The organism is Streptomyces gardneri (assembly GCF_006539185.1).
Lineage (GTDB): Bacteria > Actinomycetota > Actinomycetes > Streptomycetales > Streptomycetaceae > Streptomyces > Streptomyces gardneri.
Genome location: NZ_BJMN01000014.1, coordinates 84,962 through 105,545 on the forward strand (window position 1 = coordinate 84,962; position 20,584 = coordinate 105,545).

Genomic DNA, 20,584 nt, shown 5'->3' on the forward strand with positions numbered 1-20,584 from the left:
CGAGTGGCCCCGACCCTCCCCCCGTGGAGGGTCGGGGCCACTCGTCCGTGACCGGCTTCACCACCGGAATTGCCGGGTTCCACCCTTCCGCCGGAGCGCGAGATCAACAAGGCTTGAGGCCTGTCCCGGACATGTCCCAACCCTGTCCGGCGGAAGGGGGAGACGCGGATGATGCCGGCGGAACGGGCACCCGACCCGCGGGAGGTACGGAACGCCGCGGAGTTCGTCGCGTGCCTCCAGGCGCTCAAGGACTGGTCCGGCCTGACCTACCGGGAGCTCACGGCCCGCGCCGAGGCGCAGGGCGAGATCCTGCCCCGGTCCACCGTCGCCAACATGCTGGCCCGCGCCACCGTCCCCCGCGAGGAGCTCCTGGTCTCCTTCGTCCGCGCGTGCGGGGTGGGACCGGACGGCATGGTGGAGTGGCAGGCGGTACGGAAGGAACTCGCGGTACGGAGGGCGTACGGGCGCGCCGACGGCGGTCCGGCCGAGGACGCGGCGGACCCGGGCGCGGACCCGGATGCGGACGCGGCGGCGACCCGTCCCGTGGAGGACGCCGAGCCGGTGGAGGGCATCGAGCCGGTGGAGGCCGTCGGGCCCTCAGCCGTCGTCTGGCCCGGCGAACCGGCGGAGTCCCCGGACGGCTCCCCCGACACCCCGCGGCCTGGCCCCCGGTCCCGGATACGGCGCGCCCTCGTCGCGACGGTCGCCCTGACGGGTCTCGTGCTCGCCGGCGTCAGCGTCGTCGCCGTCGTGCGGGACGGGCACGGCGCGCATCCGCCCCGTACCCTCACCGCGCCCGCCGCCGGGGACGTACGCATCCGGGTCATCGGGCGGGACCTGTGCCTGTCCGAGCGGCGCGGCGCCCGCACCGGGCAGATCCACCAGGTGCCGTGTGTCGACGCGAAGGTGCCGCTCTACTCGCTGAAGGACCTGGGCGGCGGCCGGTGGAGGATCGTTTCGGACCACCAGGACTACGGTCCCGGCTGCTCCGGCATACCCTCCGGCGGCCGGATACCCGACGCCGCCTACGAGGACTCCGAGTGCGGCGACCCGAGCCGGGTCGAGGCGTTCGCCCTGGAGCCGTACGGCACCCCCGTCGAGGGCTACCGGATCGTTCCGGCGGACTCCGCGACGCCCGGCAGCTGCGTCACCGTCGTCGGCGACCGCTCGGCGGCCTGGGCACGACTGGCCCAGGCCCCGTGCGCGCCGGACGCGGCGGGTCAGCTCTTCAGCTTCGACCGCAGGAACTAGGGCCTGTCCGGAGGGGTGTCCTGGGCGGGCTCCACCAGCCGGGCCCTGAGCGCCGTCACCACCGCCGGGTCGAGTCCGACGTGGCCGGTGACGTACCCGTACACCGAGCCGTACCGCTCGCGCAGGTCCGCGAGGAACAGCCGCAGGATCTCGGCCGGCGCCCGGCCGTACCCCGGCCAGCGGAGCTCACGGCCCGGGTGCGTCGCCCGCCAGTCGGCGATCAGCCGCTCCGTGGCCAGCTCCGTGAGCGCGAAGTCGGCGAGGATCACCTCGTCGGGGACGTCGAGGAGCGCGAGGACGAGGGCCGCGACGATCCCCGTCCGGTCCTTGCCGGAGGCGCAGTGGAAGACGAGCGGGCCGTCGGCCCCGGCGATGACTTCGAGGGCGGTACGGATCTCTTCCGCGCCGTCCTCCGCGACCTCGGCGAACCGGTCGGCCAGGTAGCGCCACGGGTCGAGGTCCGGATCGATCTCCGCCTGGTCGTACGGCCGGTGCTCGATGGACAGGTTGTGCCAGGCGACCTCCTCGGTCTCCGGCAGACGGCCCTTGGCCTCGATCTCCCACGGGTAGCGCAGGTCGATCACGGAGGCCACGCGCAGTGCGCGGAAGCGGGCGAGGTCGTCGGGTCCGGCTCCCGCCAGCTTGGCCAGGGAGTCGGAGCGGTAGAGGGTCTCCCACCGCACGGTCCCGCCGTCGGCGGTCCGATAGCCGCCCAGGTCACGGAAGTTGTGGAGTCGTTCGAAGGGTACGTGTCGTCTCACGTCGGCCAATCTACGGCCCGACGCCGCCGGCCCGACCCCACTGACCCGACCTCACCGGCCCGATCCCACTGGCCGGTCGCTGCCGGCCCCGGCGCTACTGGCCCACCGCCGCCCAGAAGTGCCCGGTGATCTCCTCCAGGTACGCGCGCCCCTCGTCGCCCGTCGCCCCCGAGGCGCCCCAGCTGCTCGTCGCCGCCATCCGCGCGTGGTAGTCCGTGTGCAGGCGCTGGAGCGCCGACTCCACGGTCCGCTTGGGCAGCGGCACCATCTTCACGGCCGGTTTCACATAGGCCTGCCAGCGCGTGGTGGCGGCGTCGCGCAGCAGCTCGGCGAGGCCGGCGTCGCCGCCGGTCGCCGTGATCAGCGCGCGCGGGCCGAGGCCGAGGACCTCCGCGAGGGTGGCCGTCTGGCGTTCGGTGCCGCGCCAGCGGCCCTCGTCCTCCATCCGCTGGTACGCGTGGGCCGCCACGCCGACCCGCCGGGCCAGCTCCTCCGCCGAGAGCGCGCGGGCCAGCCGGTGCTCGCGCATCGTCGTGGCCGCGGCGATGAGCTCGGCCGGGGCGCACCACAGGACGCCCGCGAGGGCGGTGAGCTCCTGCTCGGTCGGAAGGAGGCGGCCGCGTTCCCAGGCGACGACGGTGTCGGGGTCGATGAACATGCCGTACTGGGCGCGGAGGCCGTAGGCGACGTGTCCCGGGTCCATGCCGAGACCTTCGCGCAGACGGCGGGCGGCCAGGCCGTCGAAGGGGGGAGAGGGTTGGTGCACCCGGTCAAGGTAGGTGCGGAGGGTGACGGTTGGCTACGGTTCGTTCGCCCAACGTGCAACGTCGTAGGAACATGGGAACCGATCAGTAACCGCGGGCCCTGCCGTCGAGCCAACGGTACTGGAGCTCCGGCCGCCCGATCTGCCCGTACTGCGGGGCGCGCACGGCCCGGCCCTCGGTCACCAGATGTTCGAGGTAGCGGCGGGCGGTGATCCGGGAGATCCCGACCGCCGTGCCCGCCTCGGCGGCGGTGACCCCGGCCGGGGTGTCCCGGAGGGTGCGGGTGACCGCTTCCAGGGTCGGGGCGCTGAGCCCCTTCGGCAGCGTGGCGGGGTGCGGGGCCCGGAGCGTGGCGAGCGCCCGGTCCACCTCGTCCTGACCGGAGGCCTCCCCGGCGGACGCCCGGAACTCCGCGTACCGGACGAGCCGGTCCCGGAGGGTGGCGAAGGCGAAGGGCTTCAGGACGTACTGGACGACGCCGAGGGACACGCCCTCGCGGACGACCGCCAGGTCGCGGGCGGAGGTCACGGCGATCACGTCGGCGGAGTGCCCGGCTGCGCGGAGCGCGCGCAGCAGGTGGAGGCCGTGGCCGTCGGGCAGGTAGAGGTCGAGCAGGATGAGATCGACCGGCGTCCGGTCGAGCACCCGCACGGCGGCGGCCCGGGAGTGGGCGACCCCGACGACGGTGAAGCCCTCGACCCGCCCGGCGTAGAGCGCGTGGGCGTCGGCGGCGACGGGGTCGTCCTCGACGACGAGGACACGGAGGGGACGCGTACTCACGGGGTCGCCTCCACTCGGGCCGGGGCGGCGGCGGGCGTACCCGCACCGCCCTCCCTCGGCAGGGGCAGTCGCACGGTGAACTCCGCGCCGCCCTCCGTCGTGTCCGTCAGCTCCAGGGTGCCCGAGGCGCGGGAGACCGCCTGGCCCACCAGGGCGAGGCCGAGGCCGCGGCCCGGCCCGCGGGTCGTCCAGCCGCGGCCCAGGACCGCGTCCCGGTCGGCCGGGCGGACGCCGGGGCCGTTGTCCCCGACCCGCAGCAGCAGCTCGCCGTCGCCCGCCCGGGCCGCGACCGTGACCGTCACGCGCGCCTGCGAGGTCCCGCCCACCGCCTCCACGGCGTTGTCGATGAGATTGCCCAGGATCGTGACCAGGTCACGGGAGGGCAGGGCCGCCGGCACCCGGCCGTCGTCGATCCGGCTGTCCTCGGTCAGCACCAGCTCCACGCCCCGCTCGTTGGCCTGCGCCGCCTTGCCGAGCAGCAGCGCCGCGAGCACCGGCTCGCCGACCGCGTCGACGACCCGGTCGGTCAGCGCCTGCGCGAGCTCCAGCTCCGCCGTCGCGAACTCCACCGCCTCCGCCACCCGGCCCAGCTCGATGAGCGAGACGACGGTGTGCAGCCGGTTCGCCGCCTCGTGGGCCTGGGAGCGGAGCGCCTGCGTGAACCCCCGTTCGGAGTCCAACTCCCCGGACAATGCCTGGAGTTCGGTGCGGTCGCGAAGCGTGACGACCGTGCCGCGCCGCTCCCCGCCCACCACCGGACGGGTGCTGACGACGAGCACCCGGTCGGCCGTCAGATGGGTCTCGTCCACGCGCGGCTCGGAGGAGAGCAGTGCGCCCGTCAGCGGCGCGGGCAGGCCGAGTTCGGCGGCCGGGCGGCCGATGACGCCCTCGTCCAGACCGAGCAACTCCCGTGCCCCGTCGTTGATGAGCGCGATCCGTCGCCGCCCGTCGAGCATCACGAGCCCTTCCCGGACGGCGTGCAGCGCGGCCTCGTGGTAGTCGTGCATCCGGCTCAGCTCGGCGGCGTTCATACCGTGCGTGTGGCGGCGCAGCCGGGCGTTGACGACGTACGTCCCCGCGCCGCCCAGCGCGAGCGCCGCGCCCGCCATGCCGAAGAGGGCGGCGACCTGTTCCCGTACCTGCTCGCTGATCCGCTCGATCGTGATGCCCGCGCTGACGAGGGCGACGATCCGGCCGTCCTCGTCGCGGACGGGCGCCACCGTCCGCACGGACGGGCCGAGCACCCCCAGGTGCGTCTCGGAGAAGGTCCGCCCCCGCACCGCCTCCTCGATGTGACCGAGGTACGTACGGCCGATCTGGTCCGGTTCCGGATGCGTCCAGCGGGTTCCGTCGGGCGCCATGATCACCACGAAGGCGACGTCCGCGTGCCGGCGCAGCGACTCCGTGTACGGCTGGAGCGCCGCCGACGGGTCGGCCGAGCGGGCCGCGGCCACCACGGAGGGGGAGTGGGCCACGGCCGCGGCGGTCGCCGTGGACTGGCGCCGCGCGGTCTCCTCGGCCTGGGCGAGGTCCGTGACGTACGCGAAGACCGCGCAGCCCGCCACGACGACGGCCACGAGCACGACCTGCATCGCGAAGAGCTGACCGGCCAGGCTGCGGGGGCGGGGACGGGGGAGACGCATGCGGGTAAGTGTGCACGGCGGAGTTTGCGCCAGGTCATTGCGTTCCCGAATCGTTCTCTTCCCGGGAGCCGTCCCAGGAGTGCCTTGCTCGCCCTCTTCCGGCGGGGTTGATGTTTCGGTCGTGAACGAAACGTACGCAACCGTGACCCCGGTCACAGGCTGATGGATAGTCGCGGAGTCCACCGGGACGTGGACACCCATCAGCGCGAGGAGGAGCCCGTGGCCGCACGACGGGACCGTACCCACTATCTGTATCTGGCCGTCATCGGCGCCGTACTGCTCGGCATCGCGGTCGGCTTCCTGGCGCCGGGCGTCGCCGTCGAGCTGAAGCCGCTGGGCACCGGCTTCGTCAATCTGATCAAGATGATGATCTCGCCGATCATCTTCTGCACGATCGTCCTCGGCGTCGGATCGGTCCGGAAGGCCGCGAAGGTCGGCGCCGTCGGCGGCCTCGCGCTCGGCTACTTCCTCGTGATGTCGACCGTCGCACTCGCGATCGGTCTGCTCGTCGGCAACCTCCTGGAGCCCGGTTCCGGCCTCCACCTCACCAAGGAGATCGCCGAGGCAGGCGCCAAGCAGGCCGAGGGCGGCGGCGAGTCCACGCCGGACTTCCTGCTCGGGATCATTCCGACCACCTTCGTCTCCGCCTTCACCGAGGGCGAGGTCCTCCAGACGCTCCTCGTCGCCCTGCTCGCGGGCTTCGCGCTCCAGGCGATGGGCGCCGCCGGCGAGCCGGTGCTGCGCGGGATCGGCCACATCCAGCGGCTCGTCTTCCGCATCCTCGGCATGATCATGTGGGTCGCCCCGGTCGGCGCGTTCGGTGCGATCGCCGCCGTCGTCGGCGCGACCGGCGCCGCCGCGCTCAAGTCCCTCGCCGTCATCATGATCGGCTTCTATCTGACCTGCGGTCTCTTCGTCTTCGTCGTGCTCGGCGCGGTCCTGCGCCTGGTCGCCGGGATCAACATCTGGACCCTGCTGAGGTACCTGGGCCGCGAGTTCCTGCTGATCCTCTCCACCTCCTCCTCGGAGTCCGCGCTGCCGCGGCTCATCGCGAAGATGGAGCACCTGGGCGTCAGCAAGCCGGTCGTCGGCATCACCGTCCCGACCGGCTACTCCTTCAACCTCGACGGCACCGCGATCTACCTGACGATGGCCTCGCTCTTCGTCGCCGAGGCGATGGGCGACCCGCTCTCGATCGGCGAGCAGATCTCGCTCCTCGTCTTCATGATCATCGCCTCGAAGGGTGCGGCGGGCGTCACCGGCGCGGGTCTCGCGACCCTCGCGGGCGGCCTCCAGTCCCACCGGCCCGAGCTGGTCGACGGGGTGGGCCTGATCGTCGGCATCGACCGCTTCATGAGCGAGGCCCGCGCCCTCACCAACTTCGCGGGCAACGCCGTCGCCACCGTCCTCGTCGGCACCTGGACGAAGGAGATCGACAAAGCGAGGGTCACGGAGGTCCTCGCCGGGAACATCCCCTTCGACGAGAAGACCCTCGTCGACGACCACGCCCCCGTCCCGGTCCCGGACCAGCGGGCCGAGGGCGGCGAGGAGAAGGCCCGAGCGGGCGTCTGACCCGGACGCCCCCACAGACCCCGACGGGGGGCCGCGTCCTTCCGGATCCCGGGCCTTGAGCCGGATCCGGGCGCCGGGAGGACGCGGCGACATCCTGCACGGCCGGTACGGAGGGCGCTCAGGCGTCGCCGGGCCGGCCGTCCAGCAGTTCCCGTTCCTCCGCCCCCAGGTCGAGACCGGCCGCCGCGGCCGAGTCCCGTGCCGTCTCCGGCCGGCTCGCGCCCGGGATCGGCAGCACCGTCTCCGAGCGGGTGAGCAGCCAGGCCAGCGCCACCCGCTGCGGACTGACCCCCCGCTCCCGCGCCACCCGGTGGAAGCCCCCGAACTCCGGGTCCTCCTCCAGGGCGGACGCCCCGTCGAGCGAGCTGCGGGAGATCCCGCCCAGCGGACTCCACGGCAGGAAGGCCAGGCCGAGCTCGGCGCAGAGCCGCAGCTCCGCCTCGCTCTCCCGGACCGCCGGCGAGTAGCGGTTCTGTACGGAGACCAGCCGGTCGCCCAGGATCTCGCGGGCCAGCAGGATCCGCTCCGTGTCCACATTGGAGATCCCGGCCAGTCTGATCGTGCCGGCGTCGAGCAACTCCCGTATCGCGCCCAGTGATTCGGCGTACGGGACGGCCGGGTCCGGCTTGTGCAGCTGGTACAGGCCGATCGGCGTCCCGCCGAGCCGCCGGGCCGAGGCCTCCGCCGCCCGCCGCAGGTGCGCGGGCCGCCCGTCCACGGTCCAGCCGCCGTCCGCCGTCCGGCCGCGCCCGCCCTTCGTCGCCACGAGGACGTCGTCCTTGCGGCCCCCGTACGAGGCCAGGGCCCTCGACACGAGCAGCTCGCCCTCGCCGGGCGCTCCGCCCGGCGGGTGGTAGGAGTCGGCGGTGTCGAGGAGGGTCACGCCCGCGTCCAGGGCCGCGTGGACGGTCGCCACGGCCCGGGCCTCGTCGGGGCGGCCCTCGATGGAGAGCGGCATCGCGCCGAGGCCGACCGCCCCGACCCGTACGTCCCCCAGCGTCCTGAACCGCATCAGCGCTCCACCCCGAGGTCCGTCGCCTCGAAGCGCATCGCCCCGACCGTCTCGGAGACCGCGCGCGGAAGCCACTCGGCGCACTGCCGGAAGGAATAGCCGAGCGCCGTGGCACGGGAGTTGTCCATCCCGTACGAGCGCGCGAAAGAGAAGGGCGAGACCTGGCCGACCTCCACCTCGCGGAAGACCGTCCGGCCGCCCGTCAGCTTCTCGATCTCCGCGCAGATGTCGGCGGTGGAGAGAAGGCCGTGGGAATGGGCGTTCACCGGCCCGGTGAATTCCGCCTCGACCGCCCAGGCGAGAAACGCGGCGATCTCCTCCACGTACACATAGGTCGCCGGACGGTTCACCACGGGCACGGCGATCGGCTCGCCGGCCCGGATCCGCCGCGCGTAGTGGTCGATCCGGCCCGTGAAGTCGTCCTCGCCGCCCAGTACATGGGCGACCCGTACCGAGGTCCAGGCGAACGGCGACCCGGCCGCCGCGAACACCGCCTCGGCCTGCCGCTTCCCCTCCCCGTAGTGCTCCTCGCGGAACTCCGGATCCTCCCAGGCCAGGCCCGTGTCCACGGTGACCGAGGCCAGGTCGAGGACGTCCTCCGCGACCGGCGTCGCCGAGTCCTCGTACGCGTACACCTCCACCGTCGACGTCATCACGTACCGCGCCGCGCGCGTCCCGAACACCCGCCGGGCGATCTCCGCCTGGCGCGGGGTGTAGCAGACCTGGTCGACGACGACGTCGAACGAACGGCCCGCCAGAACGGATTCCAGCGCGGCCTCGTCGTCCCGGTCGGCGACGAGGCGCTCGATTCCCTCAGGGGTCCCGGAAGAACCCCGGTTGAGCACCGTGACCCGGTGCCCGGATTCCCGCAGCAAGGCGATGAGCCGCTTTCCGAAATAGCGATTCCCGCCGATGACCAGAATGTCCGACACTCTCAACTCCCTTGATTCGCAGGACAAGTGTTACGTTGTGCGCTCTCTGTCTGAAGGGGGAATCATGGGAGTCCCGGCCGCCGCACCGAAGGAACCACGGTCCGCTCGCCCCGCCGCCGACAATTCCTCGGCGGCCGCTTTCGACCCCATCGACCGGCAGATCCTGGAGCTCCTGCAGAGCGACGGCCGGATCAGACTCAGCGAGCTCGGCCGCCGCGTCCGGCTCAGCCCCGCGGCCGTCACCGAGCGGGTCCGCCGCCTGGAGGCGAGCGGGGCGGTCACCGGCTACGGCGCCCACGTCTCCCCGGCCCGGCTCGGCTACGGCATCCAGGCCTTCATCCGCGTGAACCCGCACGGCGGCTACACCCTGAAGCACCCGCGGACCCTGGAACTGACCGCGCGTCCCGAGGTCCTGGAGGTCCACCACGTGGTGGGCGAGGACTGCTGGATCCTCAAGGTCGCCGTCACCGACACCGTCCACCTCGAAGAGGTCCTGGAGCAGACCTCGGCGCTCGGCAGGACCACGACCTCGGTCGTGCTGTCGTCGCCGGTGGAGCGCAAGCCCCTGCTTCCCTCCTGAGGTCCTTCCCCTTGCCTTGACGTCGGCGTCAAGGCTTACGTTCGGGGCATGCGCATCGGAGAACTGGCCGAGCGGGCGGGTACGACCACGCGGACTCTGCGGTACTACGAGTCCCGGGGCCTCCTGACCGCGCGGCGCACGGAGCAGGGGTACCGCAGCTACGACGAGGACGACCTGCGGCTCCTCCAGCAGATCAGAACCCTGCAGGACTTCGGGTTCGAGCTGGAGGAGACGCGACCGTTCGTCGACTGCCTGCGCGCGGGGCACCCGGCGGGTGACGCCTGCCCCGCCTCGATCGCCGTCTACCGGCGGAAGGTCGCCGAACTGGACGGCCTGATCGAGCAGCTCCAGGCGGTACGCGCCCAGGTGGGCGCCCAGCTGCTGCGCGCCGAGGCGGAGCTGCCGCACGGCCCGGAGCCCCGGTGCGAACTGGACACGGTGACGGACACGGAGGGGTGACGGAGATGACGACGTACACGGAGGGCATGGGCGAGGTCACGGACGCGGACTTCGCGGCGGAGGTGCTGGGGGCCGAACTGCCGGTCCTGGTGAAGTTCACCGCGGAGTGGTGCGGGCCGTGCCGGCAGCTGAGGCCGGTGCTCGGCGCGATCGCCGCCGAAGCGGCGGGGCGGCTGCGGATCGTCGAGATGGATGTCGACCGGAACCCGGAGACCACGCTGCGGTACGGGGTGCTCGGGACCCCGACGCTCATGGTCTTCCGCGCGGGCGAGCCGGTGAAGTCGCTGGTCGGGGCCCGCCCGAAGCGCCGCCTCCTGGCGGAGCTGGAGGACGTGCTCGCCTGACCGGACAGGCGGGCGGGGGTTCTCGCCAGGGCATACAGAAATACCCCGACTAGAATTGACAGTCGGGGTATTGCCTCGCGTATATTAATGGATTCCGTGCCCGGACATACCGAAAGCACGGAGAAGTTCAATAAACGCACTGTATCGCGCCGGGAGTCGAATTGTCAACCGAGGAATTTCGGAATGAGCAGCAATTCATCACCGATCTGTACGCACGACTCGACGACCTGAGGGACCAGGCCGAGGTCGCCGTCGCACAGGCTCTGCGCACCCCGGGGGTCGGCAGCAACCAGGGCCGTCTCGAACGGGACGTGATCGTCGCCGAACAGTCCGGGCTGCTCGCCGCCTTCGACGCGGGGGAGAGCGGGCTCTGCTTCGGCCGGCTCGTCTTCCGCGACGGCCGCGACCACCACATCGGGCGGATCGGCATCCGCAGGGACGACCCGCACCGCACGCCCCTCGTCGTCGACTGGCGTGCCGAGATCGCCAGGCCCTTCTACCTCGCCACCGGCTACGAGCCCATGGGCCTCTCCCGCCGCCGGCACATCAGCACGCGGGGCCGCGAGGTCACCGCCCTCCACGACGAGGTGCTCGACCTCGCCGACGCCACCCGCACCGGACACGAGAGCCGCGACGCCGACGAGGTGCTGCTCGCCGCGCTCGACGCCGCCCGCACCGGCCGCATGCACGACATCGTGCAGACCATCCAGGCCGAGCAGGACGCCATCATCCGCTCCCCGCACCACGGCGTCCTCGTCGTCGAGGGCGGCCCCGGCACCGGCAAGACCGCCGTCGCGCTCCACCGGGCCGCGTACCTCCTCTACGCCCACCGTGAGCAGCTCGCCAAGCGGGCCGTCCTCATCGTCGGCCCCAACCCCGCCTTCCTCGGCTACATCGGGAACGTCCTGCCCTCCCTCGGCGAGACCGGCGTCCTGCTCGCCACCCCCGCCGAGCTCTTCCCCGGCGTCCGCGCCACCGGCACCGACACCCCCCGCGCCGCCGCCGTCAAGGGCTCCGCCGCCATGGCCGGAGCGCTCGCCGCCGCCGTACGGGACCGCCAGCAGGTCCCCGAGCGCGGCGCGCCCCTCGTCGTCCCGCACGAGGACGGGGACCTGGTCATCGACTGGGACATGGCACTGGAGGCCCGGCACAAGGCCCGCGAGACCGTCCTCCCGCACAACCTCGCCCGCCCCTACTTCGTCTTCCGGATCCTGGACGCCCTCGCGGAGCAGCTCGCCGACCGCATCGGCGCCGACCCCTACGGCGGCCCCAACTTCCTCGGCCCCGACGACCGGGCGCTCCTCGCCAAGGGCATCGCCGCCAACCCGGACGTCCACGCCGCCGTCGACACCCTCTGGCCGTACCTCACGCCCCAGGAGTTCCTGGCCGACTACCTCGCCGAGCCCACCCACCTCGACGACGCCGACATCGCGGCGATCCGGCGCGACGCCGGCGGGTGGACCCCCGGCGACGTGCCGCTCCTCGACGAGGCCGCCGAGCTCCTCGGCGAGGACGACTCGGCCGCCCGCGCCGCCCAGGAGGCCGAGCGGCAGCGGCAGATCCAGTACGCGCAGGGCGTCCTCGACGTCAGCTACGCCTCGCGCACCTACGAGTTCGAGGACAAGGAGGAGCTCGACGAGGACGCCTCCGAGGTCCTCTCCGCCCACCACATCATCGACGCCGAGCGGTTCGCCGAGCGGCACGAGGAGGCCGACCACCGCACCGCCGCCGAACGGGCCGCCGCCGACCGCACCTGGGCCTTCGGCCACATCATCGTGGACGAGGCCCAGGAGCTCTCCGCGATGGCCTGGCGCCTCCTCATGCGCCGCAGCCCGACCCGCTCCATGACCCTGGTCGGCGACCCCGCCCAGACCGGTGACCCGGCCGGCGTCGGCGCCTGGGAGCGGATCCTCGACCCGCACGTGCAGGACCGCTGGGAGCACGTACGCCTCGGGGTCAACTACCGCACGCCCGCCGAGATCATGGAGGTCGCCGCCGAGGTGCGGCGGACCGCCGACCCGGCCTTCGAGCCGCCCCGGTCGGTCCGCTCCACCGGCGTGGCGCCCTGGGACCGTACGGTCGACGACCCGGTGAAGGAGGCCGCCGACGCCGTCGCCGCCGAGCTGCGGACCGAGGGCCGACTGGCGGTGATCGCCCCGGAGGAGCTGCTCCCCGGCCTGGTCGCCGCCCTGCCGGACGCCGCCCACGGAGCCGCCCCCGACCTCACCCGGCCGGTGGTCCTGCTCGACCCCCGGCAGGCGAAGGGCCTGGAGTTCGACACGGTCCTCGTCGTCGACCCGGACGGCATCGTGACCGGCGCCCCGCACGGGGTCAACGACCTGTACGTGGCGCTGACCCGGGCCACTCAGCGGCTGGGCGTCATCAGGCCGGCCTGAGCCAGACGGTCGCCAGCGGCGGCAGCGTCATCCGCAGGCTCGACGCGCGGCCGTGCCACGGCACCGACTCGGTCTTCACCGGGTCGGTGCCCACCACGTCCCCGCCGCCGTACCGGGCGGCGTCCGTGTTCAGGACCTCCGCCCAGGCGGCGAAGGTGTCCGGCACGCCCAGCCGGTAGTCGTGCCGCACGACCGGCGAGAAGTTGGAGACCGCGAGCAGCGGGGAGCCGAAGCCGTCGAAGCGCAGGAACGCGAAGACGTTGTCCTCGGTGGCGTCCCCGACCACCCACTGGAAGCCGTCCGGGACGGTGTCCCGCTCCCAGAGCGACGGGCTCGCGGCGTACACCGTGTTCAGGTCGCGCACCAGGTCCCGCACGCCCCGGTGGTCGGGCTCCGCCCCGTACGACGGGTCGAGCAGCCACCAGTCGGGCCCGTGCTCCGCCGACCACTCCCCGCCCTGCGCGAACTCCTGTCCCATGAAGAGGAGTTGCTTGCCGGGATGGGCCCACATGAAGCCCAGGTAGGCCCGGTGGTTGGCCCGCTGCTGCCACCAGTCGCCCGGCATCTTCGACACGAGCGACCGCTTGCCGTGCACGACCTCGTCGTGGGAGATCGGCAGGATGTAGTTCTCGCTGTACGCGTACACCATCGAGAAGGTCATCTCGTGGTGGTGGTACTTGCGGTGCACCGGCTCCTTCTCCGCGTAGCCGAGCGAGTCGTGCATCCAGCCCATGTTCCACTTCATGCCGAAGCCCAGACCGCCGAAGCCGCCGGGGCCCACCTGGTCCGTCGCCCGCGTCACCCCGTCCCAGGCCGTGGACTCCTCGGCGAAGGTCACGATCCCCGGGCAGCGGCGGTAGACGGTGGCGTTCATCTCCTGGAGGAAGGCCACCGCGTCCAGGTTCTCCCGGCCGCCGAACTCGTTCGGCAGCCACTCGCCGTGCTCCCGCGAGTAGTCCAGGTAGAGCATCGAGGCCACCGCGTCCACCCGCAGCCCGTCGAGGTGGAACTCCTGGCACCAGTACACGGCGTTGGCGACGAGGAAGTTCCGCACCTCCTTGCGCCCGTAGTCGAACTCCAGGGTCCCCCAGTCGGGATGGTGCGAACGCCGCGGGTCCTCGTGCTCGTACAGCGGCCGACCGTCGAACTCGGCGAGCGCCCAGTCGTCCTTCGGGAAGTGCGCCGGGACCCAGTCCATCAGGACACCGATCCCGGCCCGGTGCAGGGCGTCCACCAGGTACTTGAAGTCGTCGGGGGTGCCCATGCGGGCCGTCGGCGCGTAGAAGCCCGTGACCTGGTAGCCCCAGGAGCCGCTGAACGGATGCTCGGCGACGGCCATGAACTCCACGTGCGTGAAGCCGAGGTCGCGCACATAGTCCGGCAGCTGCTCGGCCAGCTGGCGATACGTCAGCCCCGGTCGCCAGGAGGGCAGATGGAGCTCGTAGACGGAGAGCGGCGCCTCGTGGTGCGGACGGGCGCCGCGCCGCTCCAGCCACTCGGCGTCGTCCCACGTGTAGTGCGAGGCGGTGACGACCGACGCGGTGTTCGGCGGGCACTCGGTGCGGCGGGCCATCGGGTCCGCGCGCACGGTGTGCGAACCGTCCGGCCGGGCGATGTCGAACTTGTAGACGGCGCCCTCGCCGATCCCCGGGACGAACAGCTCCCACACGCCCGTCGAACCCAGCGAGCGCATCGGCAGCGCCTTACCGTCCCAGTGGGTGAAGTCACCGGTGACGCGGACGCCCCGGGCGTTCGGCGCCCAGACCGCGAACCGGGTGCCGGTGACGCCCTCGTGGGTCAGGACGTGGGAGCCGAGCGCAGTCCACAGCTCCTCGTGCCGCCCCTCGCCGATGAGGTGCAGGTCCAGCTCGCCCAGGGAGGGCAGGAAGCGGTACGGGTCGACGACGGCGAGCTCCTCGCCGCCGTCCTCGTACCGCACCCGCAGCTCGTACGCGGGCACCTTCCGCAGCAGCGGCAGCAGACCGGAGAACAGGCCGTCGCCGTCGTCGTGGAGCGTGACGCGACGCCCCTTCGTCAGGACCGTCACCTCCTTGGCCCACGGGCGCAGCACGCGCACCACGACCCCGCCCTTGACCGGATGGGCGCCCAGCACGCCGTGCGGGTCGTGGTGCTCGCCCGCGAGCAGCCGGGCCCGGTCACCCGGCCCGATGGGTGGCGCCTTCCGTACGGCGGTCCGGTCCGGTGCGGGCGTCTTCCTGGCGCGGGACGTCTTGCCTGCGGATCGGGCGGTCACGGGGGTGCCTCCTGGAGGGCGGGAACGGGGGGTGCGGGTGTACGGGTGTACGGGGTAGGAAACGGCGCCCCGAGGGCGCGGGACACTCGGCCGAACGGGGCGCGTGCGGGTCACCGCAGGCGAGAGCTGTGCGAACGCCCCGCCCGGCTGGGCCGAACGGGTCCGGCGCCCCGCCCGACGGGGCGGGGCGGCCGGATGCGCGAAAGGGTCGGATCACCGGGGTGCGGCGAGGCGTTCGATCGCGGACATGGGGACCGGGAGCCAGTCCGGACGGTGCCGGGCCTCGTACACGACCTCGTAGACCGCCTTGTCGGTCTCGTAGGCGCGCAGGAGCGCCGGGTCGGCGCGCGGGTCCGCGCCCGCCACCTCGGCGTAGCCCGTGCAGTACGCGGCCCGGCAGCGCGCCGCCCAGTCCGCGTTCCACGGCCGGTGGGTGCGGGCCGCGTAGTCGAAGGAGCGGAGCATGCCCGCGACGTCCCGGACCGTGGGCTGAGGGCTCCGCCGCTCGTCCAGCGGCTTCGCCGGCTCGCCCTCGAAGTCGATGACGGCCCAGCCGCCGTCGGAGCCCCGCAGGGTCTGGCCCAGGTGCAGGTCGCCGTGGATGCGCTGGAGCGCCCCCGCCCCGGGCGCCTCGCCGGCCGCCGCGAAGACGGCCCGCAGGCCCGGTACGTACGGCAGGAGCGCGGGCACCGCCTGTGCCGCCACGTGCAGCCGCCGGTCCATCGCCGCGGCGAGGTGTTCGGTCTCGGACCGCGGCAGCCGCAGGGTCGGCAGTGCGCCGGCGAGCGCGAGGTGCACCTCGGCCGTGGCCCGGCCGAGTGCCCGCGCCTCGGTGGTGAACTCCCGGCCGTCGGCGAGCGCGTCGAGCGCGAGCCGCCAGCCGTCCCGTGAGTCCCGGAGGTAGGGCTGGAGGACGCCGAGGGTCGCGGCCCCCGACTCGAACCAGGCGACCGGGGCCGGTACGCGCGCGCAGCCGGCCCGGCTCAGGGCCAGGGGCAGTTCGAGGTCGGGATTGGCGCCCGGGCTGACCCGTCGGAAGATCTTCAGGATGAAGGAATCCCCGTACACCAGCGAGGAGTTCGACTGCTCGGCGTCGAGCATGCGGGGGGCGAGCGCGGGCGGGAGTGCGGTCGTGGCATGGAAGCGCAGGGGGCCGGTCCGGCCCGGGGTGCGCAGCCGCTCGTAGAGGAGTCCCGCGAGCCGCGGGTCGCGCAGCCCTTCGTAGACCGCGCGTCCGGCGAGCGGGCCCTGCCGGATCCGCCCGATCAGGGCGGGGCCGAGGCGGGGCGGCAGCTGGGTCCGTACGCCCAGGAGCAGTTGGTAGCAGTCGGCGGGCGTGCCGGCCGGGCGGCCGGGCTGGTCGACCCGTACGAGCAGATGGAGGAGACCGGGTCCCGCGCCGTCCAGGGGGAGCAGCTCGGTGGCCGCGTCCAGGGTGAATCCGAGGACCCGGCGGCCCTTGCCCGCGAACCAGCGCTGCCGTGGCAGCCATTCGTGGAGCAGGGGCGCGAGTGACGGAAGGAGGGCGTCCGGGGCCCGGGTGGTGGATGCGGTCTCCGGCATGGCATCGCGTCCTTTCCCCGGGGCGCGCAGCTGGCTGTCGTATGCGTTCAAATGCGCAGAGTGTCCCGGATGGCGGCTTGGACTGTCCGGAAGTGCGGGACGTGTCGGAAGGGGAAGATCCGTATGGGCCCGGCAAGAAGGCCCGTATGGACCTGAATCGTGTGTGGGACACAGTGCCCAGAGGGGGACGGGGGAAACCGTCCCACCCCGGACGAATCCGAACTGGCCGTCGGTCAGCCCTTCTTGAGACGGAACCAGTAGAAGCCGTGTCCCGCAAGGGTCAGGAGGTAGGGCAGCTCGCCGATGGCCGGGAACGTCACCCCGCCGATCAGTTCCACCGGCTGGGTGCCGGCGAAGCGCCGCAGGTCGAGCTCGGTCGGCTGCGCGAACCGCGAGAAGTTGTTCACGCAGAGGACGAGGTCGTCGCCATCCTCGCGGAGGAAGGCGAGCACCGCCGGGTTGGACGCGGGCAGTTCGGTGTACGTGCCCGTGCCGAAGGCCCGGTTCTGCTTACGGATCTCGATCATCCGCTTCGTCCAGTGCAGCAGCGAGGACGGCGAGGCCATGCCCGCCTCGACATTGGTCACCTGGTAGCCGTGGACCGGGTCCATGATGGCCGGCAGGTAGAGCCGTCCCGGGTCGCAGGAGGAGAAGCCCGCGTTCCGGTCGGGCGTCCACTGCATCGGGGTGCGGACCCCGTCCCGGTCGCCCAGCCAGATGTTGTCGCCCATGCCGATCTCGTCGCCGTAGTAGAGCACCGGCGAACCGGGCAGCGAGAAGAGCAGCGCGGTGAAGAGCTCCATCTGCTTGCGGTCGTTGTCGAGGAGCGGGGCGAGACGGCGCCGGATGCCGATGTTGGCCCGCATCCGCGGGTCCTTGGCGTACTCGGCGTACATGTAGTCGCGCTCTTCGTCCGTGACCATCTCGAGGGTGAGCTCGTCGTGGTTGCGCAGGAAGATGCCCCACTGGCAGCCGGAGGGGATCTCCGGGGTCTTCGCCAGGATCTCCGAGACCGGGTACCGCGACTCGCGCCGCACGGCCATGAAGATGCGCGGCATGACCGGGAAGTGGAAGGCCATGTGGCACTCGTCGCCGCCCGAGCGGAAGTCGCCGAAGTAGTCGACGACGTCCTCCGGCCACTGGTTCGCCTCGGCGAGCAGCACCGTGTCCGGGTAGTGGTCGTCGATCTCCTTGCGGACCCGCTTGAGGAAGGAGTGGGTCCGGGGGAGGTTCTCGCAGTTGGTGCCCTCCTGCTGGTACAGGTACGGCACCGCGTCGAGCCGGAAGCCGTCGATCCCCAGGTCCAGCCAGAACTTCAGCGCGGACAGGATCTCCTCCTGCACCGCCGGGTTCTCGTAGTTGAGGTCCGGCTGGTGCGAGAAGAACCGGTGCCAGTAGTACTGCTTGCGGACCGGGTCGAAGGTCCAGTTGGAGGACTCCGTGTCGACGAAGATGATCCGGGCGTCCGCGTACTGCTTGTCGTCGTCCGCCCAGACGTAGTAGTCGCCGTACGGCCCCTCCGGATCCCGCCGGGACTCCTGGAACCACTCGTGCTGGTCGCTCGTGTGGTTCATGACGAAGTCGATGACCACGCGCATCCCGCGCTGGTGGGCCGCGTCGACGAACTCGACGAAGTCGGCCAGGTCACCGAACTCGGGGAGTACGGAGGTGTAGTCCGCGACGTCGTAACCTCCGTCCCGCAACGGGGACTTGAAGAACGGCGGCAGCCAGAGGCAGTCCACGCCCAGCCACTGGAGATAGTCCAGCTTGGCCGTGATGCCCTTCAGGTCGCCGATGCCGTCGCCGTTGCTGTCCTGGAAGGAGCGGACGAGGACCTCGTAGAAGACGGCCCGCTTGAACCAGTCGGGATCGCGGTCCTTGACGGGGGTGTCCTCGAAGGTGTCGGGGACGGGCTCGTTGACAGTCATGATGTGGGTGACCCTCCGGTCTGCGGGGACGGTCGCAGGACGAGGACGTGCGCGGGTGTGACACCCGGTTCCAGGCGCACGTAACTGGCCCTGCCCCAGTGATAGGTATCGCCGGTGAGCTCGTCGCGCACCGGCACGGTCTCGTGCCAGTCGAGGCCGAGTTCCGGCATGTTCAACGAGAGTGAAGCCTCCTGGGTGTGGTGCGGGTCGAGGTTGACGACCACCAGAACGATGTTCGAACCCGAGCGCTTCGAGTACGCGATCACCTGCGCGTTGTCGGTCTCGTGGAAGGTGATGTTCCGCAGCCTGCGGAGCGCCGGGTGGCGCCGCCTGATCCGGTTCAGGGCGGTGATGAGCGGGGTGATCGTCGACCCCGACCGCTCCGCCGACTCCCAGTCTCGGGGCCTGAGTTCGTACTTCTCCGAGTCCAGGTACTCCTCGCTGCCGTCCCGCAGCGGGGTGTTCTCGCACAGCTCGTACCCGGCGTACATGCCCCACGAGGGCGAGAGCGTCGCCGCCAGCACCGCCCGCGCCTCGAAGGCGGGCCGGCCGCCCTCCTGGAGGTAGGCGTGCAGGATGTCGGGGGTGTTCACGAAGAAGTTCGGCCGCATCTGCGCGGCCGTCTCGCCGGACAGCTCGGTGAGGTACTCCGTCAGCTCCTCCTTGGTGTTGCGCCAGGTGAAGTACGTGTACGACTGCTGGAAACCGACCGCGCCGAGCGTCCGCATCATCGCCGGCCGCGTGAACGCCTCCGCCAGGAAGATCACGTCCGGATCGGCCCGGTTGATCTCGCCGATCACCCGCTCCCAGAACACCACCGGCTTGGTGTGCGGGTTGTCGACGCGGAAGATCCGTACACCGTGGTCCATCCAGTGGCGAAGCACCCGCACGGTCTCCGCGACGATCCCGTCCATGTCGGCGTCGAACGCGATCGGATAGATGTCCTGGTACTTCTTCGGCGGGTTCTCCGCGTACGCGATCGAACCGTCCGGACGGTGGTGGAACCACTCCGGGTGCTTCTCCACCCACGGGTGGTCCGGCGAGCACTGGAGCGCGAAGTCCAGCGCGATCTCCAGGCGCAGCTCCCGGGCCCTCGCCACGAAGGCGTCGAAGTCCTCGAAGGTGCCGAGGTCCGGGTGGAGCGCGTCGTGCCCGCCCTCCGGGGAGCCGATCGCCCACGGCACGCCCACGTCGTTCGGGGAGGCCGAGAGCGAGTTGTTCGGGCCCTTGCGGTGGGTCTCGCCGATCGGGTGCACCGGCGGCAGATACACCACGTCGAAGCCCATCGCCGCGACCGCCGGGAGCCGTTCGGAGGCGGTGCGGAAGTTCCCCGGGACCGTACGGCCCTTGACCTTCCGCGCGCCCTCCGAGCGCGGGAAGAACTCGTACCAGGAGCCGAAGAGGGCCCTCTCCCGCTCCACCTGGAGCGGCAACGCGGGCGAGGAGGAGAGGAGTTCGCGCAGTGGATGGCGGTCGAGGGACTCGACGACGCGTGGTGCGAGCGCCGCCGCGAGCCGGACCGCGGCCGGGCGGGAGACATCGCGCAGCGAGTCCGCCGCGGCCAGCACGGCCTCCCGGCCGCCGCCCTTCTTCGGGACGCCCTTCGCGGCCCGCTCGTGCAGCTCGGCGCCCTCGGCGAGGACGAGTTCGGAGTCGATCCCGGCCGGGATCTTGATCCTCGCGGTGTGGCGCCAGGTGGCCACGGGGTCGCTCCACGCCTCGACGGTGTACGTCCACGAGCCCTCGGCGTCCGGGGTGACCTCGGCGCCCCACCGGTCGGTACCGGGGGCCAGTTCGCGCATCGGGGTCCACGGGCCGGGGCGGCCGGACGGGCCGCGCAGCACGACATTGGCGGCGACCGCGTCGTGTCCCTCGCGGAAGACGGTCGCCGTCACCTCGAATGTCTCTCCTGCCACCGCTTTCGCGGAGCGCCGGCCACAGTCGACCAGCGGGCGTACGTCCAGTACGGGAATGCGTCCCATGAGCGGATTCACAGCATCACCTGACGGGTTACGGGGGTGCGGGTGGTGGTGCGCTCTTTCTAGCTCCGTCGACGGCCGGCGGGTTGCGGGCATGACGGCTCCTGTCCGCGTTCACTCGAATGGCGGGTCCACAGGGAGTACGGGTTTCAGAGGGTCCGGGGGTGTGGGTACCGGAGGAGCCTTCCCACAGTTCTCGGGTGGGCAATCCGGCGCTTTGTTAACTACTAGGGCGTAGGCGCACCGGCAAGGCGCACGGACGACTGGAAAAGCCCCTCCCCCCTCTTTTCGGGGCTCGGTTCGCCTCCGGGGCGCCGGAGCCCACGCGAAGAGGCCCCGCCCGAGAGGGGCGGGGCCGTTTTCCGG

General features: G+C 72.1%; 16 protein-coding genes. 6 read left to right on the forward strand and 10 right to left on the reverse strand.

All coding sequences use genetic code 11. The features are described from left to right. The first annotated feature begins 168 nt into the window (after positions 1–168). Entirely contained in the window at positions 169–1,251 is a 1,083-nt protein-coding gene (locus SGA01_RS12385; RefSeq protein WP_141296547.1) for an RICIN domain-containing protein, read from the forward strand. On the opposite strand, the gene SGA01_RS12390 is transcribed toward SGA01_RS12385, so the two are convergent. The 4 genes from SGA01_RS12390 to SGA01_RS12405 all read right to left on the reverse strand — a co-directional run bounded on the left by SGA01_RS12390 (position 1,248) and on the right by SGA01_RS12405 (position 5,199). Further along, a complete protein-coding gene (locus tag SGA01_RS12390; protein ID WP_141296549.1) occupies positions 1,248–2,012 on the reverse strand; it encodes a tyrosine-protein phosphatase in 765 nt (254 codons plus the stop codon). The genes SGA01_RS12385 and SGA01_RS12390 overlap by 4 nt on opposite strands. A gap of 94 nt (positions 2,013–2,106) precedes the next feature. Continuing rightward, positions 2,107–2,715 carry a helix-turn-helix domain-containing protein gene (locus tag SGA01_RS12395; protein ID WP_229917646.1) on the reverse strand — a complete coding sequence of 203 codons (609 nt, stop codon included), beginning with the start codon at positions 2,713–2,715 and terminating at the stop codon, positions 2,107–2,109. A 145-nt stretch (positions 2,716–2,860) separates the two neighbouring features. Continuing rightward, the gene (locus SGA01_RS12400) at positions 2,861–3,556 is read right to left on the reverse strand and encodes a response regulator (RefSeq protein WP_055641264.1); all 696 of its coding nucleotides are present in this window, start codon (positions 3,554–3,556) and stop codon (positions 2,861–2,863) included. Next, complete coding sequence (locus SGA01_RS12405) at positions 3,553–5,199, reverse strand: sensor histidine kinase (protein ID WP_141296553.1); 1,647 nt, start codon at positions 5,197–5,199, stop codon at positions 3,553–3,555. Before SGA01_RS12405 ends, SGA01_RS12400 begins: the two co-directional genes overlap by 4 nt. Before the next feature lie 162 nt (positions 5,200–5,361). Here SGA01_RS12405 and SGA01_RS12410 point away from each other — a divergent pair, with 162 nt between their 5' ends. Next, complete coding sequence (locus SGA01_RS12410; RefSeq protein ID WP_141296555.1) at positions 5,362–6,771, forward strand: cation:dicarboxylate symporter family transporter; 1,410 nt, start codon at positions 5,362–5,364, stop codon at positions 6,769–6,771. Between the two features lie 118 nt (positions 6,772–6,889). Here SGA01_RS12410 and SGA01_RS12415 read toward each other — a convergent pair whose 3' ends face one another. Next, positions 6,890–7,783, reverse strand: a complete 894-nt coding sequence (locus SGA01_RS12415) for an aldo/keto reductase (protein ID WP_141296557.1) — start codon at positions 7,781–7,783, stop codon at positions 6,890–6,892. Then, the gene (locus SGA01_RS12420) at positions 7,783–8,715 is read right to left on the reverse strand and encodes an NAD-dependent epimerase/dehydratase family protein (RefSeq protein WP_141296559.1); all 933 of its coding nucleotides are present in this window, start codon (positions 8,713–8,715) and stop codon (positions 7,783–7,785) included. The genes SGA01_RS12415 and SGA01_RS12420 overlap by 1 nt, the downstream gene beginning before the upstream one ends. Before the next feature lie 64 nt (positions 8,716–8,779). Here SGA01_RS12420 and SGA01_RS12425 point away from each other — a divergent pair, with 64 nt between their 5' ends. The 4 genes from SGA01_RS12425 (at position 8,780) to SGA01_RS12440 (ending at position 12,494) form a co-directional block, all read left to right on the forward strand. Then, positions 8,780–9,295 (forward strand): Lrp/AsnC family transcriptional regulator, encoded by a 516-nt coding sequence (locus SGA01_RS12425; RefSeq protein WP_174867288.1) that lies wholly within the window; start codon positions 8,780–8,782, stop codon positions 9,293–9,295. Positions 9,296–9,343: 48 nt separating this feature from the next. Then, complete coding sequence (locus tag SGA01_RS12430) at positions 9,344–9,754, forward strand: MerR family transcriptional regulator (protein WP_055641259.1); 411 nt, start codon at positions 9,344–9,346, stop codon at positions 9,752–9,754. A 5-nt stretch (positions 9,755–9,759) separates the two neighbouring features. After that, the gene (locus SGA01_RS12435) at positions 9,760–10,098 is read left to right on the forward strand and encodes a thioredoxin family protein (protein WP_141296561.1); all 339 of its coding nucleotides are present in this window, start codon (positions 9,760–9,762) and stop codon (positions 10,096–10,098) included. 161 nt (positions 10,099–10,259) lie between these two features. Further along, entirely contained in the window at positions 10,260–12,494 is a 2,235-nt protein-coding gene (locus SGA01_RS12440) for a HelD family protein (protein ID WP_141296563.1), read from the forward strand. Here SGA01_RS12440 and glgB read toward each other — a convergent pair. From glgB to SGA01_RS12460, 4 genes are all read right to left on the reverse strand, one after another. Continuing rightward, positions 12,481–14,748, reverse strand: a complete 2,268-nt coding sequence (glgB, locus tag SGA01_RS12445; RefSeq protein WP_174867290.1) for a 1,4-alpha-glucan branching enzyme — start codon at positions 14,746–14,748, stop codon at positions 12,481–12,483. The two genes, SGA01_RS12440 and glgB, sit on opposite strands and share 14 nt — an antisense overlap. Before the next feature lie 213 nt (positions 14,749–14,961). Further along, the gene (locus SGA01_RS12450) at positions 14,962–16,311 is read right to left on the reverse strand and encodes a maltokinase N-terminal cap-like domain-containing protein (RefSeq protein WP_141296565.1); all 1,350 of its coding nucleotides are present in this window, start codon (positions 16,309–16,311) and stop codon (positions 14,962–14,964) included. Positions 16,312–16,544: 233 nt separating this feature from the next. After that, positions 16,545–18,239 (reverse strand): maltose alpha-D-glucosyltransferase, encoded by a 1,695-nt coding sequence (gene treS / locus SGA01_RS12455; RefSeq protein WP_141296567.1) that lies wholly within the window; start codon positions 18,237–18,239, stop codon positions 16,545–16,547. Continuing rightward, positions 18,236–20,221, reverse strand: a complete 1,986-nt coding sequence (locus SGA01_RS12460; protein ID WP_229917602.1) for an alpha-1,4-glucan--maltose-1-phosphate maltosyltransferase — start codon at positions 20,219–20,221, stop codon at positions 18,236–18,238. Before SGA01_RS12460 ends, treS begins: the two co-directional genes overlap by 4 nt. Positions 20,222–20,584: the final 363 nt, after the last annotated feature.